The organism is Saprospiraceae bacterium (assembly GCA_016712145.1).
Lineage (GTDB): Bacteria > Bacteroidota > Bacteroidia > Chitinophagales > Saprospiraceae > Vicinibacter.
Map to the genome: position 1 here is coordinate 418209 of JADJRO010000001.1, position 13987 is coordinate 432195.

General features: G+C 33.7%; 15 protein-coding genes and 1 pseudogene. 9 read left to right on the forward strand and 7 right to left on the reverse strand.

The window, feature by feature from the left end; translation table 11 throughout:
- Nucleotides 1-303 precede the first annotated feature (303 nt).
- The 3 genes from IPK91_01780 to IPK91_01790 are packed head-to-tail and all read left to right on the forward strand — an operon-like array spanning nt 304 to nt 2117.
- Nucleotides 304-1170, forward strand: coding sequence for a hydroxymethylglutaryl-CoA lyase (locus tag IPK91_01780; protein ID MBK8296022.1), 867 nt, complete (start codon nt 304-306; stop codon nt 1168-1170).
- A 10-nt stretch (nt 1171-1180) separates the two neighbouring features.
- Nucleotides 1181-1615 (forward strand): GNAT family N-acetyltransferase, encoded by a 435-nt coding sequence (locus IPK91_01785; GenBank protein MBK8296023.1) that lies wholly within the window; start codon nt 1181-1183, stop codon nt 1613-1615.
- A gap of 25 nt (nt 1616-1640) precedes the next feature.
- The gene (locus IPK91_01790) at nt 1641-2117 is read left to right on the forward strand and encodes a DUF962 domain-containing protein (protein ID MBK8296024.1); all 477 of its coding nucleotides are present in this window, start codon (nt 1641-1643) and stop codon (nt 2115-2117) included.
- 65 nt (nt 2118-2182) lie between these two features.
- On the opposite strand, the gene lpdA is transcribed toward IPK91_01790, so the two are convergent.
- Complete coding sequence (lpdA, locus tag IPK91_01795) at nt 2183-3580, reverse strand: dihydrolipoyl dehydrogenase (protein MBK8296025.1); 1398 nt, start codon at nt 3578-3580, stop codon at nt 2183-2185.
- A 177-nt stretch (nt 3581-3757) separates the two neighbouring features.
- Between lpdA and coaD the strand changes: the two genes are divergently transcribed.
- Together coaD and pruA are read left to right on the forward strand one after the other, a co-directional pair.
- A complete protein-coding gene (coaD, locus tag IPK91_01800; protein MBK8296026.1) occupies nt 3758-4234 on the forward strand; it encodes a pantetheine-phosphate adenylyltransferase in 477 nt (158 codons plus the stop codon).
- Nucleotides 4235-5866: an L-glutamate gamma-semialdehyde dehydrogenase gene (gene pruA / locus IPK91_01805; GenBank protein MBK8296027.1), complete on the forward strand. Its 1632-nt coding sequence runs from the start codon at nt 4235-4237 to the stop codon at nt 5864-5866. It abuts the gene before it with no gap.
- A gap of 25 nt (nt 5867-5891) precedes the next feature.
- On the opposite strand, the gene IPK91_01810 is transcribed toward pruA, so the two are convergent.
- From IPK91_01810 to IPK91_01825, 4 genes are read right to left on the reverse strand one after another with little or no spacing between them, the layout of a single operon-like run.
- A complete protein-coding gene (locus tag IPK91_01810; GenBank protein MBK8296028.1) occupies nt 5892-6488 on the reverse strand; it encodes a rhomboid family intramembrane serine protease in 597 nt (198 codons plus the stop codon).
- Nucleotides 6481-6951, reverse strand: coding sequence for a 23S rRNA (pseudouridine(1915)-N(3))-methyltransferase RlmH (locus IPK91_01815; protein ID MBK8296029.1), 471 nt, complete (start codon nt 6949-6951; stop codon nt 6481-6483). The genes IPK91_01810 and IPK91_01815 overlap by 8 nt, the downstream gene beginning before the upstream one ends.
- The gene (locus IPK91_01820) at nt 6952-8241 is read right to left on the reverse strand and encodes a hypothetical protein (protein MBK8296030.1); all 1290 of its coding nucleotides are present in this window, start codon (nt 8239-8241) and stop codon (nt 6952-6954) included.
- A gap of 1 nt (nt 8242) precedes the next feature.
- The gene (locus IPK91_01825) at nt 8243-9901 is read right to left on the reverse strand and encodes a hypothetical protein (GenBank protein MBK8296031.1); all 1659 of its coding nucleotides are present in this window, start codon (nt 9899-9901) and stop codon (nt 8243-8245) included.
- A 62-nt stretch (nt 9902-9963) separates the two neighbouring features.
- Between IPK91_01825 and IPK91_01830 the strand changes: the two genes are divergently transcribed.
- The 4 genes and pseudogenes from IPK91_01830 (at nt 9964) to IPK91_01845 (ending at nt 12586) form a co-directional block, all read left to right on the forward strand.
- On the forward strand, nt 9964-10464 hold the full coding sequence (locus tag IPK91_01830; GenBank protein ID MBK8296032.1) for a histidine phosphatase family protein: 501 nt from the start codon (nt 9964-9966) through the stop codon (nt 10462-10464).
- The gene (locus IPK91_01835; GenBank protein MBK8296033.1) at nt 10461-10793 is read left to right on the forward strand and encodes a hypothetical protein; all 333 of its coding nucleotides are present in this window, start codon (nt 10461-10463) and stop codon (nt 10791-10793) included. The genes IPK91_01830 and IPK91_01835 overlap by 4 nt, the downstream gene beginning before the upstream one ends.
- Nucleotides 10794-10847: 54 nt before the next feature.
- Nucleotides 10848-11532 (forward strand): annotated as a pseudogene (locus tag IPK91_01840) (response regulator transcription factor).
- A gap of 211 nt (nt 11533-11743) precedes the next feature.
- Entirely contained in the window at nt 11744-12586 is an 843-nt protein-coding gene (locus IPK91_01845; protein ID MBK8296034.1) for a sensor histidine kinase, read from the forward strand.
- Nucleotides 12587-12593: 7 nt separating this feature from the next.
- Here the strand turns inward: IPK91_01845 and IPK91_01850 are convergent, their stop codons facing one another.
- Together IPK91_01850 and IPK91_01855 are read right to left on the reverse strand one after the other, a co-directional pair.
- Entirely contained in the window at nt 12594-12980 is a 387-nt protein-coding gene (locus IPK91_01850; protein MBK8296035.1) for a M23 family metallopeptidase, read from the reverse strand.
- Nucleotides 12914-13888, reverse strand: a complete 975-nt coding sequence (locus IPK91_01855; protein ID MBK8296036.1) for a hypothetical protein — start codon at nt 13886-13888, stop codon at nt 12914-12916. Before IPK91_01855 ends, IPK91_01850 begins: the two co-directional genes overlap by 67 nt.
- Between the last annotated feature and the right edge of the window lie 99 nt (nt 13889-13987).

A 13987-nucleotide genomic window follows, 5' to 3' on the forward strand; every position in this document is an offset into this window, starting at 1 on the left:
TAATTTAGTACTAATGTTAGGTTAAAATATTACAATTTTACCTATTTGTTATTAAAATGTAGAAAAGTACTAAGCCAAATACAACCATACATAATTTAAAGCTGGTTGCCCAAAGGATGCCTAAATTATCAATAGGAAGCATAAAACTAAGGCTAACTCCGACCATACTCAGGATTAAGGATAGCATCCCGATAACAAACATCAAGAATCCTAAAACAAGGAGTACGCTTCTTTTTCTGATTTCCATAGTATTTTTGGGCTGTTGAATACAGCATTCGAGTTGAACTGTAAAGATACAGGCAAATGAGTCACTCTATAAAATTAATTGAATGTCCACGTGATGCAATGCAAGGGTTACATGACTTTGTGCCAACAGATCTTAAAATTAAATACCTCCAACAATTAATCGATACCGGGTTTGATGCATTGGATTTTGGAAGTTTTGTTTCGGTTAAGGCAATTCCTCAGATGCAGGATACACATCAAGTTGTTGAGCATTTAAATTTAGAAGACTCTAATACAAAACTCATAGCAATAGTTGCCAACAAACGAGGAGCTGAAGAAGCCATTTTATACCCTCAAATACGATTTGTTGGTTATCCATTTTCTGTTTCAGAAACATTCCAAATTCGCAATACAAATTCGAGTATACCGGATTCTGTTGAACGAATTAAGCAAATTCAGGAATTGTGTTCAAAAAGTGGAAAACAAATGCTTATATATATATCAATGGCTTTCGGAAATCCGTATGGAGATCCCTGGAATGCTGAAATTGTTTTGCATTGGGTTGATGCTTTATATAAATTAGGAATTAATACTGTAGCATTGTCAGACACAATAGGTGTAGCCGAACCGGAATCGATCCGCTATTTGTTTAGCCATTTAATACCAGTTTATCCGCAAATAGAATTTGGTGCGCATTTTCATACAGTACCTGAATTGTGGGAAGAAAAGTTAATAGCAGCGTTCGAATCTGGATGTTATCGATTTGATGGCGCCATTTATGGATACGGTGGCTGTCCAATGGCTAAAGATGATTTAACAGGAAACATGCCAACGGAGCATTTAATTTCATATTTTAAAAGCCGTGGACTTATCAATCATATAAATTTAGATAATTTTTCAGATTCTATGATCACCGCAAAGAAAATATTCGATACGTATCATTAATTTAACACACATGCATTTTTTGCCAATATTGTATATGAGTCCAGAATACGATGCTGCAATTGCACTACGGACTGCAGTTTTAAGGATTCCATTAAACCTTGAATTTACTGAGGAGCAACTGGAATCAGAATCAGAAGAATTTCATTTTGGAGCCTTTTCTGAGGATGGGAATTTACTGGCTTGTTTATCTTTCAAATTAGATTCCGTAAATTGTCTGCAGATGCGACAAGTGGCAGTAGAAACAGCGCTCCAAAATAGTGGAATTGGTCAATTTGTAGTTAAAGAAGCTGAAAATTGGGCAAAGTCAAAAGGATTTACCAAAATCATTTTGCATGCTAGAGATGTTGCGGTTCCTTTTTATTTAAAACAACATTACGAAACGGTTGGAGAAGCATTTATTGAAGTCAATATTTTACATCGACATATGCAAAAAAATATTAATTAAATTATCAAAGTTTAATTTTTAAACCATGCAAACATTTGATCAACTGTTAAATACTTACGGTGAAAGTCATCAAAATAAGCTTAATAAACGAATTCATTGGATTTGTATTCCGGCAATACTTTTTAGTTTAGTAGGCTTATTGATGCATATTCCAATTCCACAGTTTATTCCTGCAAATTTTTATTTAAATTGGGCTGGGCTTGTTTTGTTTCTGAGCTTAATTTATTATATCAGATTGTCGATTGGAATGTTTGCAGGCTTTCTGGTACTTAGTTATCTATTGCTTTATGCAAATTGGGAGCTCATGGCCTATTGTCAGCTTAATGCATGCAGTTCTTTATGGACCTTAGTGATACTATTTACTTTAGCCTGGATTGGTCAATTTATTGGACATAAAATAGAGGGCAAGAAGCCTTCATTTTTAAAGGATGTGCAATTTTTACTAATTGGTCCTGCCTGGTTATTGCATTTTATTTATAGAAAACTGGGAATCCCGTATTAATTATTCGACGTAAAGGTTCGATTTTATGTAGGATCGAATGTATTTCTTTTCAGGCATTCCGTGCATTATAAATGGATTACTTCACCATAGGCTGCTGCTGCAGCTTCCATAATGGCTTCTGACATTGTAGGGTGAGGATGTATCGATTTAATAATTTCATGACCGGTAGTTTCTAATTTTCTGGCAACTACAATCTCAGCAATCATTTCAGTAACATTCATGCCAATCATGTGTGCTCCTAAAAATTCGCCATATTTTTTATCAAAAATGACTTTTACAAAACCCTCTTTTGCTCCTGCAGCACTGGCTTTTCCAGATGCAGAAAACGGAAATTTTCCAACCAGAATTTCAAATCCTGCATCTTTTGCGGATTGTTCGGTATATCCAACGGAAGCAATTTCCGGACTGCAATAGGTACAACCTGGGATATTGTTATAGTCAATGGCTTCCGGATTGTGACCAGCTATTGCCTCGACACAGATGATCCCTTCTGCACTGGCAACATGAGCCAATGCTTGACCCGGAGTTACATCACCTATGGCATAAATTCCTGGAATATTTGTTTTGTAATGAGCATCCACCTTAATAAGGCCTTTTTCAATGAGGACACCCAGATCTTCCAAACCTAGATTTTCAATATTTGCAGTTACACCAGCAGCTGATAAAACGATATCGCATTCAATTTTGGTTTCCTTTGAATCCTTTCGGTCTTTTGTAATAACGATTAAGCCCTCCTTTGTTTTTTCAACTTTTTCTACACTGGTATTCGCTAAAGTTTGAATGCCCGCTTTTTTGAAAATCTTGGTTAATTCTTTTGAAATATCGGCATCTTCCCTTGGAACCAAACCTTGTTCCATAAATTCTACAATAGTTACCTGAGTACCTAATGCATTATAAAAATAGGCAAATTCAACACCGATTGCACCGGCACCAACAACAACCATTTTCTTAGGAAGAGCATCTAATGACATTGCTTTTCTATAATCAATTATGTGTTTGCCATCTATGGGTAAATTAGGCAATGCCTTTGCGCGACCACCCGTTGCAATGATGATGTGATCTGCTGTAAATAAATCTTTCTTTCCGGAGCCATCTGTAACTTCTATTTTTTTATCTTTAAGAAGTTTGGCAGTACCCATTAATACTTGAATTTTATTTTTTTTCATTAAAAATTGGATGCCTTTACTCATGCCATCGGCTACATTTCTGCTTCTTTTAACAATATTACTAAAATCAGCTTTGGCTTCATTTACCTGAATGCCATAATCTGATGCATGTTTTATATATTCAAAAACTTGGGCGCTTTTTAATAAGGCTTTTGTAGGAATGCAGCCCCAATTTAAGCAAATTCCTCCTAAGGATTCACGTTCAACAATTGCTACCTGTTTGCCAAGTTGAGCTGCTCTGATGGCTGCAACATAGCCTCCCGGACCGGAACCAATTACGATAATGTCAAACTTCATACATCTATTAATTTAGGGCGAAATTATTGATTATTATTGTAATTAATTGGTATGTAGCAGGTTTTAATAGCTTATTTGAGAAATATTGATTAAAAGCTTGAATCTTGAATGGAATTCGATTCCGAAGCTTCAATATCTGGATGAAGGCGTCCTATCTTTGCACAAAATCAAGATAGGATGAACAAAATAGCTGTTTTCCCGGGATCTTTTGATCCAATTACAAAAGGACATCAGGATGTCGTTCTTCGGGCCTTGCCTTTGTTTGATAAAATTGTAATTGCTATCGGTGAAAACTCCCAAAAGAAAACCTTGTTTTCATTAGAGCAACGGTTGCAGTGGATTGAATTATTATTTGAAAATGAATCAAAAGTAACCGTTACAAGTTATAATGGACTTACCGCTTTATTTTGTGAAGCGATCAATGCAAACTATTTGGTTAGAGGGATACGAAATGCATCGGATTTTGATTACGAAAAAACCATTTCTCAAATTAATCACACATTAGTAAATAAAATTGAGACTGTTTTTTTTATTGCAAAACCAGAATTATCACATGTGAGCAGTACCATTGTAAGAGAATTAATTTTAGGAAAAGCGGATGTAAAAGCTTTTGTTCCTGATATAATAAATGTATTAACTTTTAAAACCCAGTAAATGTCAAATTTAATAGTAAATATTCCAATGGTTTCAAATGAACCTGTTTTAAATTATCGGTCAGGTTCTAAAGAAAAATTGGAAGTAAAAAGTGCCCTCGACGAATTGCAATCCAATGTATTGGATATAGGGATGACCATAAATGGTAAAAAAGTAACCAGTGATGTTCAAAAAGATATTTTTCAGCCTCATAATATAGGTCATAAAATTGCTCATTATCATAAAGGCAATACCAGTCATGTGCAACAAGCAATAATAGCTGCTCTTGATGCTAAAGAAAATTGGGAAGCCATGCCTTGGGCTGATCGGGCATCCATTTTTTTAAAAGCGGCCGATTTAATTTCAGGAAAGTACAGGGCTCGAATGAATGCCATGACGATGTTGGGTCAATCCAAAAATATATTTCAAGCTGAAATTGATGCGGTTTGTGAGTTTTGCGACTTTTTACGTTTTAACGTGCGTTTTATGACGGAGATTTATTCTCAGCAACCTGAATCTGCTCCAGGCATTTGGAATCAAATGCAATACCGTCCATTGGAAGGATTCGTATTTGCATTAACGCCATTTAATTTTACATCGATTGCAGGGAATTTGCCATGTGCACCAGCACTTATGGGCAATGTAGTCGTTTGGAAACCTGCGGAAACCCAAATTTATTCTGCTTCACTGATAATGGATATATTGATTGAAGCTGGATTGCCTGCGGGTGTTATCAATTTAGTATTTGTGGAAGGATCCGTTGCAGGGGAAGTGATTTTTAATCATCGGGAATTTGCAGGAATTCATTTTACAGGGTCAACACAAGTTTTTAAATCAATTTGGAATAAAGTTGCACAGAATTTAGATACGTATCATTCTTTTCCTCGTTTAGTAGGGGAGACAGGGGGTAAAGATTTTATCCTGGCACATCCTTCAGCCGATCCTCTGCAACTAGCAGTGGCAATGATTCGGGGAGCATTTGAGTTTCAAGGTCAAAAATGCAGTGCAGCCTCTCGTGCTTATATTCCGAATAGCTTATGGCAGGAGGTTAGTAATCATTGTCTAAGCATGTTGAAATCAATAAAAATGGGGGATCCGTATGATTTTACTAATTTTATCAATGCAGTTATTGATGAGAAAGCATTTGACAAAATTACATCGTATCTAGTAGCAGCAAAAAAGGATCCTGAAGCTGAGATTATTTTTGGAGGGCATTCTGACAAATCCAAGGGATATTTTATTCAACCCACGATTATTAAAACGACCAATCCACATTACAGTACCATGTGTGACGAACTATTTGGACCCGTTTTAACTGTTTATGTATACGAAGATTTAAAATTCAATGAAATATTAAAAACAGTTGATAGCACATCACCCTATGCATTGACTGGGGCTTTGTTTTGTAAGGATCGATATGCTACGATCCATGCTGCCCATGCTTTAAGAAATTCCGCCGGCAATTTTTATATTAATGATAAACCAACTGGGGCTGTTGTGGGTCAGCAACCTTTTGGTGGGGCCAGAGGTTCGGGAACAAACGATAAGGCTGGTTCTCATTTAAATTTATTACGTTGGGTTTCACCTCGCACGATAAAGGAAAATTTTATTCCTCCTGTACAATTTGAATATCCATTTATGGATGAAGCTTAATAAATACTGTAGGATACAAATTATTCTACAAAATATATTTTACCAGGAGTCCTAAGAATAAGCCTATTATTGAGCCATAAAAATGTGCATAATGGTCTATGTGATCGTTGGGGTTTTTAGATGCCCACCATGAATAAATTAGGTACAATGAGGCAAATAAAATTGCTGGGATAGGCACCATTCCAAAAAGATACAATAATTGAAACGGATAATAAAGCACATAGATAAATAGAATTCCTGATATGGCTCCAGAAGCCCCAATGCTTGAATAACGCGTATTGTTTAAATGATGAAAATAGGTTGGAATGCATCCTGCTATCAAAATTATAAAATAAATTAAAATAAACAGGAATCCACCGACATAAAATCCAAATTGTGCTTTATAGACATGTTCAATTGTACTGCCAAATTGATAAAGTACAAATAAATTTAAGCCAAGATGCAACCAATTTGCATGAAGAAAACCACAACTCAACCAACGGTAAAACTGCCGATTCCTTTTTTCCAAATATGGAAAATGGCTATAGTCCTGAATGATATTTGATTTAGAAAATCCTATACTTGATATCACAAGTATAGATAATATTAATCCATAGGTCATTAAAGGTGGGAGACTATTCATTATGATATGGGATTTTATTTATTATTGTGAACGCTCTATATAATTGCTCTAAAAATATTAATCGAATCATTTGATGCGTGAATGTCATTTCGGAAAGCGCAATTTTAGTCGGAACATGGTTCTTAATCTCTTCTGAAAAACCATAGGCGCCTCCAATAATGAAACACAATTTTCTGTTTGATGTATGTGCATTTTTTGATAACCAGTTAGCAAATTCTAAAGATGAATATTGCGTTCCGCCTTCATCCAACAATATTGGTAAAATTCCAGGTGTTTGAATCGCTTTAATTAATGCCGGTGTTTCAAATTGTTTTATTGATTGGATGTTTTTTAAGCCTTTTGCTTCCTTGAACTCTCTTGTATTTACATTGGCATAGTGACCAATCTTTTTTAAATAAATGGAGAGCCCTTGATGTAGATAACTGTCAGTTGTTTTTCCAATCCACCAAACTTCTAATTCCATTTATAAAACGTTTGAAAACAATAGGGATTGATACGGTCCTAATTGTAAATCTGTGTTTTTAATAAAATTTAAAGGAACTTTATTAAAGATTTCGTAATAATTTGAATAATCTCTATCGATTTGAAATTGAACAACTTTATTTGTTAAATTAAAGAGCATCACAATGCCATAATTTCCGGATTTTCTTTCAAGGGCTAATACCTCCTTTGAATTGGAAATCCGAACTGGCAAATTTGTTGTATCAAGATTCCAAAGTGCTGGATTTTTAAATTTTTGCATGGCCATGCTTCTAAAGAAATCATTATTGAATTTATACTGCCTGGAAAATGGATGACTTGAAAAAATACTAATCCGTTCAAATTGCGGGCCTTCTTGCCCATTTAATATCCATTGGATGCCGGGAAGAAAAAATGTAAGTGTATGGAAATACTTGTAGGTATTGTAAAAGGCATTTACATCTGAACCATGTCGCTCGTTTATTAAGTTGTCTTGCACATAATTTAGTAAGGGAATGTTACTGCAACTGTCAACAACAATGTTTAAGTCATCGATATTTGAACCCTCGGAGTCAATTTTTTGAAATCTTTGGTATAAACCTGAATTGCTGTGAAAATGAAATCCATTGGTAATGGTGGAGCTATGTTCCATAAGGGCAAACCCATCCTTTCGATTCACCGCAGTTTGAATTTTATTTAAAAAATCTGAAGGATATAAATTGCAATCGTATAAGACAACGCCATCAAATTCAAATTTCTTAAAAAAATCCTTATAAGATTTGTATAATTTTGATTGAAGCGATTTGTTTTCTAAATTTAATTTAATATAATCTTGATTGTATCTTTTGTCAATAATTTTTGTATCGGATTTGTAGTATTCCGGATTTTCTAATCTCCAAGGGTGATTTGGACCCGTTACAGAAAGATTCCATTCCATAAGAATTTTCAATCCTTTTGAATGAACGGAATCTATAAGTTCTTCCAATTCCTTTTCTTGTCCAAAATTTGGATCAATTTGATTAAATGACTTTAATGCAAATGGACTCACTGGATTGTATGCATTTCCAGCTTCGTCGCGTTCAAACAGGGGTAATATAACAAGTGTGTTAAAGAAAAAACTTTTAATTCTGTCTAATTCCATCGTGATCCCTTTGAGGTTTTTGGTTTCTGAATATTGCCGTGGCATAATTTCATAAATGGTACTGTTCTTAGTCCATTCTGGAATCGTTGGAATCGGCTTTGAATGTTCGCAGGATAAATAAAGAAATCCCAGCAATAAAGTAAGGTATTTCATATTAATTTAAAAGTTGCTTTATTAATTTTCTATCAGGAAATAATTTTTTAATTGTGTTTAAAAATTCAAGATAGTGTGATTTGCTAAAATTATTTCTTATCCTTCTTAGGCTGAATTCAAGTTTTTGATTTGCTTGATATCCAGCATGCTCATTTAAATATTTCTCATAAAAAGAGATGTATATTTTGATGTATTCTACAGCTAATTCATCTGGTAAATCCAAATCATATTTTTCTAATAAATGTAAATCAGTTGTTGTGCGAAGTTCATGAAAGAATATTGTGTATTGCTGACTAAAATAACTTAAATCCAATAATGTTTTTTCAGGCAACAAATTAGTACTTTGTGATTTTTGTAAAAACTCTTTTGCTTCAATATAAGTTTCTAAAGAGTGATTTCCATTGAAGTATAATTTAAGAAAGGTAGGATCTTTGCTATCTTGATAAAATAATAACAGAAAAACATCAAGTGCATTTTGATCATTCGTGTTTAATAAATTTAAATAAAGATGTCCGATGTATTTTTTTAAATCAGGGGCAGCAATCGCATAAATATTTTTATAGTAATTAATTAAATAAATTGATGGCAAACTAACTTTCCTAGAATTTAGCCAATTAAGACTGGTATAAAAATTTGATTGAATTTCATGCTTCAGTAAAAATTGAATTAGTTGTTCTGAATTAACTTGATATAAGTAATCTAAGATATTGTATTTGAAATCATCGGGAATATTAAAATATATTTTTTGCAATAAATGCTCAAATCCCTCTTTGTTAAATTGCTGTTGAAAAGATTTCTTTAATAACAAACGCTCAAAGAGATTTGAATTTCTAGTTAAAACCAGATAATCTTTCGAAGTTGCGCATTCATAGGTCAGTTTATGTATTTTACTTAAAGCAATGGGTGCAACAATTAATTGACAAAATTGTATAAAGGCAGTATGAAACTTATCATTCATCTGGATGAGTTTCGTGAAATTTTTAAAAATAGTATAATCTGCCGTACTATGTATAAAATGGATACCTGCTAAGAGTGATTCTGTAGCTTCTTCAATATTTGAATGATTGTAATGATAAAATGAAATTTGATATAGTTCTTCAAGAACTTCTAATTTGTTTTTCATCCTGGTTGCAGGATTTTTGCTGGAAGCTTCTAGAAAGTGATTGATTTCCAATAGCAGTTGGGTGTATTTTAAATAGGGCTTTTCCGTAATGGTGCGGCCTGTTAGAATGAAGTGAACCCATTGTTTGTTATTGTTATTATTTTGACAAAGAGCAGTTAATACATAACTGAGATCTTCTTTGCTGAATGAACTAAAAGATTGCGATTTATTTTTAAAATTAACAGAGGTGGGTGTAACATTTAAATGAATATTCTGAAAATGCCAAATTGAAGCAATTAATGCATGTTTGCAATATTTTCCGGGGGACTTAGCGCCACATCCACATTGGAAAGAGCGAATATTTTTAGAATTGTAGTAGATTTCTAATTCTACCAGATTGGATTCAAATTTAATTAAATAATTCCAGCGAGATTTACCGGTTTGATTTGCTTTTCTAATACATCCTTGATCGATGCTGTTTTTAAAATAAACTAAGTCCTTCTCTCGAATTTCGTAGTCAATGTGTTCAAAATTTAATGGATGACGGCTTGAATGCACGATGAATTAGTACTTAACCAGCAAAGTTAGTAGATTTGGGCCAATATTAGAGATACTTTAGTATGAATGTTTATTTTATTCGACACGCTAAATCTTCTTGGAATAATGCCAATCTTTCAGACATAGAAAGGCCTTTGAATGCCCGTGGTTTAGAAACAGCTCCAAAAATGGCAGCTTATCTTGCAAATGCTGGAAATTTAGGTAAGGTAATCTTGATTTCTAGTCCAGCTGAAAGGGCACTGGCAACAGCCTCCTATTTTGCTAAAACGATCGGGCTTGAAGATTCGGAAATTGTGCAAAATGAAAAGCTGTATTTTGGTTCTGCAATAGACTACATACATTGTTTGAATAAAATTCCGGCCAACTTGAACTCAATCTTACTATTTGGTCATAACCCTACGTTGGAGGAATTGGCAAGCCAGTTTAAAAACCCATATACAGGGTTGGTGCCTACTTGTTGTGTGGTTTGTACAGAAGTAAATCAACCGCTTAGTCATGCCATATCTTTCAAGGATTTTGAAATTAAAGACATTTATATTCCAAAGTTAATTTTGAATTCATGATGCTTCTTAAAAGGTTTAGTGTATTTTTAGTTTGTGTTATGATTTCGTGTTCTGAAAAATCTCCAGAATCTGAGTTAAAATTCAATAAAAATGAATTTGCAAGTTTAATGGCTGAAATTTATCTGGTTGATGCTCAGTTTAGTGAACTTCCTGGGCCAATAAAGGACAGTATAATGGCTCTAAAAGTTATTGACATCTTACGTACAAGGAATTTAAGTATAGATAATTTTAATCAAATTCAACAATTCTATAAGAAGAATATTAGTGAGCAGGAACTACTTGAAAAGCAAATTATCCAGCTTGTAAAGGATTCTGCGAAAAATAATTAATAATTTCTTAATATTGACTTAAATCCATCCTTACATTTTGAGTGTTTTAACAACATGATTAAGTATAAAATTTTATTAGTTGATGACGAGCCGGACATCCTTGAGTTTTCTTTCATATAATTTGATTAAGGAAGGGTACGATGTTCAAACAGCTGCCAATGGGGCGTTGGCTTTAGAATCTATAAAAAAACAAGTTCCGGATTTAATATTATTAGATATTATGATGCCCGTAATGGATGGAATACGTACATGCGAGGAAATCAGAAAGCATCCAGATTGGGCTACCATATCTATTATTTTTTTAACTGCACGAACGGACGATGAAACCCAAATTGAAGCTTTGGATCAGGGTGGAGATGATTTTATACAGAAACCGGTTAAAACAAAAGTGTTATTTAGTCGAATTAAGGCAATCATAAGAAGAAAATTAAATCCCCTGGCCATTGAAGAAGACCAAATAATCAGTTTCGACAATTTGAGTATAAATCCATTAAAAATGGAAGTACTATTTAATGGAATTAGGTTGGAGTTTGCAAAAAAAGAATTTTTACTTCTATATTTGTTGGCTTCTTATCCTGGGAAAGTATTTAAAAGAGATGAGATATTAGATCGTATTTGGGGTAAAGAAGTAATTGTTGGCGATCGAACCATTGATGTACATGTTCGCAAATTAAGGGAGAAGTTAGATGATTCCTTTATCAAAACTATTAAGGGTGTTGGGTATAAATTTGAAATATGACTTTTTAAAAAACATATCTGTTCGGAAATTTTCGGCAATAGTTAGTTTAATTATTTCTATAGTTTTTGTACTGTTTTATTTGCTTTTAATCGGCTTAAACATTATTTCAAGCCAGGCAGTTTATATATTTATTTATCTCTGGATCTTATTTGGGATCTCATATATTACACTAAAATTATTTATCACGGCACTCGTTTCGAAAAGACTTAAGTTGCTTTATAAATTAATAAGTGATTCCAAGTTGGGTGGTGAATTCAAGCAAATGCCAAATGGATCTGATTCCTCTATGTTTACTCAAATTGAACAAGACGTCGAATCTTGGATAATTAAAAAGAATATGGAGTTGGATCAGCAGACGCACTTAGAAAAATACAGAAAAGAGTATATAGGAAATGTTTCCCATGAACTTAAAACACCTGTATTTAATATTCAAGGCTATCTCCAGACCTTGTTGGATGGGGGCTTGGAAGATCCAAATGTGAATAGAAATTTTCTTGAAAAAGCATATAAAAATTCCCAGCGACTTCAATCAATCATAGATGATTTGAATATTGTTTATAAATTAGAATCTGGGCAGGAGACCCTTGAATTAGATGCAGTAAACATTAGAGAATTAATCGATGAAGTATTTGAAGAGAATGCCTCATTGGCAGCAGCCAAAAACATTAAGCTAAAATTTAAAAAAGGGACAGAACTGGATTATCATGTAGAAGCTGCCAAAGAATACCTGCATATCGTTTTGACAAATTTAATCAATAACTCCATTAAATATGGGAAAGAAGGTGGATTTACTAAGTTGAGTTTGTATGATCTTGATCAGGAAATTTTAATCGAAGTAAGTGACAATGGAATTGGCATTCCAGAAGAACATATTAAACATGTTTTTGACCGTTTTTATAGAGTTGATAAGAGTAGATCCAGAGAAGCAGGTGGCAGTGGATTAGGATTGTCTATTGTAAAGCATATTGTAGAAGCACATGGACAAAAACTACATGTGAGAAGTAAGGAAGGATTCGGAACTACATTTGGATTTACCTTAAAAAGAATCAAATAACTTCTTTCTAAGAATTTTTATTCGTATTTATAGCAGTACTAAATTGTATTGAGTTTAATTCCTGGACTATGTTGTCACGATGTTTGAAGTATTCCTCGAGCTGATTTTTTGGTAGAGGATCTGGCGATGGAAAATGTAAGTTTCTGTGATTGACTTGAACTCCATTTTTCCAAAATCTAAAACACACATGGGGGCCACTTGCCAATCCAGTAGATCCAACATATCCAATGACCTGACCTTGACCAACGGGAGTTCCTTTGCGAATGCCTTTTGCAAATTTTGACATATGCAAGTATTGAGTTTGATACGTGTTATCGTGTCTTATTTTTACAAAATTTCCATTACCTGAAGTATAAGATGCTGCTTCAACGACTCCGGCCCCAACAGATAAAATTGGAGTCCCATAGGAGCTGCATAATCAGTACCTAAATGTGGTCTTGAATATTTTAACACAGGATGAAAGCGGCGCATATTAAAGCCTGAACTTATTCTGGAGAACCGAACGGGTGCTTGTAAAAATCGACTTACCATTGGGCTCCCTTTTAGATTGTAAAAACCTTTTTTGTTGTTTGGTTTGAACGAAATAGAAAAATGCTCTCCATAATCTGTTTCGAAATATGCTGCTAATAAATCGCCGGATTGTGTTGGTTTTCCTTCGATATATAGGCGATTGTATATTAATTTGAAGGTATTTCCTCTTTGTACATGGTGAAAGTCAACGGAGGACGACAAGGCGTCTTCCATTTGATCAATTAAATCTAATGATAGATTTTGACCTTCTAAGGCATTCCAGAGGGAAGATTCAATGATCCCGGAAGCATGTTCTCGTTTTAATTCGGAGTTACGGTATTGGAGGTTAACGCAATGATCTCCTTTTAATTCACATGTTAAATACTTCGAAGCATCAATTTCATAAATGAAATAATCCGGTTCGATGCATGGATTTGAGGCTATGAACCCATAGGTATTTCCGGATCTAAGATTTCTTAAATCGATAAGCTCTGAAATGTTTTTAATGAGTTTTTCGGATTTAGGCCCATTGATGTCATTATTCCTAAATAACTCAGATAAGGATTTGCCAGAAGGCATTTTTCGTGTTTCTATTGAAAAATGTTTGGGATCAAATCCAAAAACTAAACCGGATGGGCTAGTTTGGCATTCTTTTAGATCAAAATGATTTGCAGATTTTTCATACCCATTTTCAATATTCATTATAAAATCCAAAATAAAGCTATTTGCAACTAACAGCAATACAAGGGTAATTATTTGAGCAAGGGCAAAGAATGCCTTCTGGATTTTCATGTGCAAGCTTAACTAAATATTGAAATAGACTGCAAAATTAAACATTTTAATGAAACTTTAAAATTTTATAAACGATTGATAAACAATTTCATACAAATA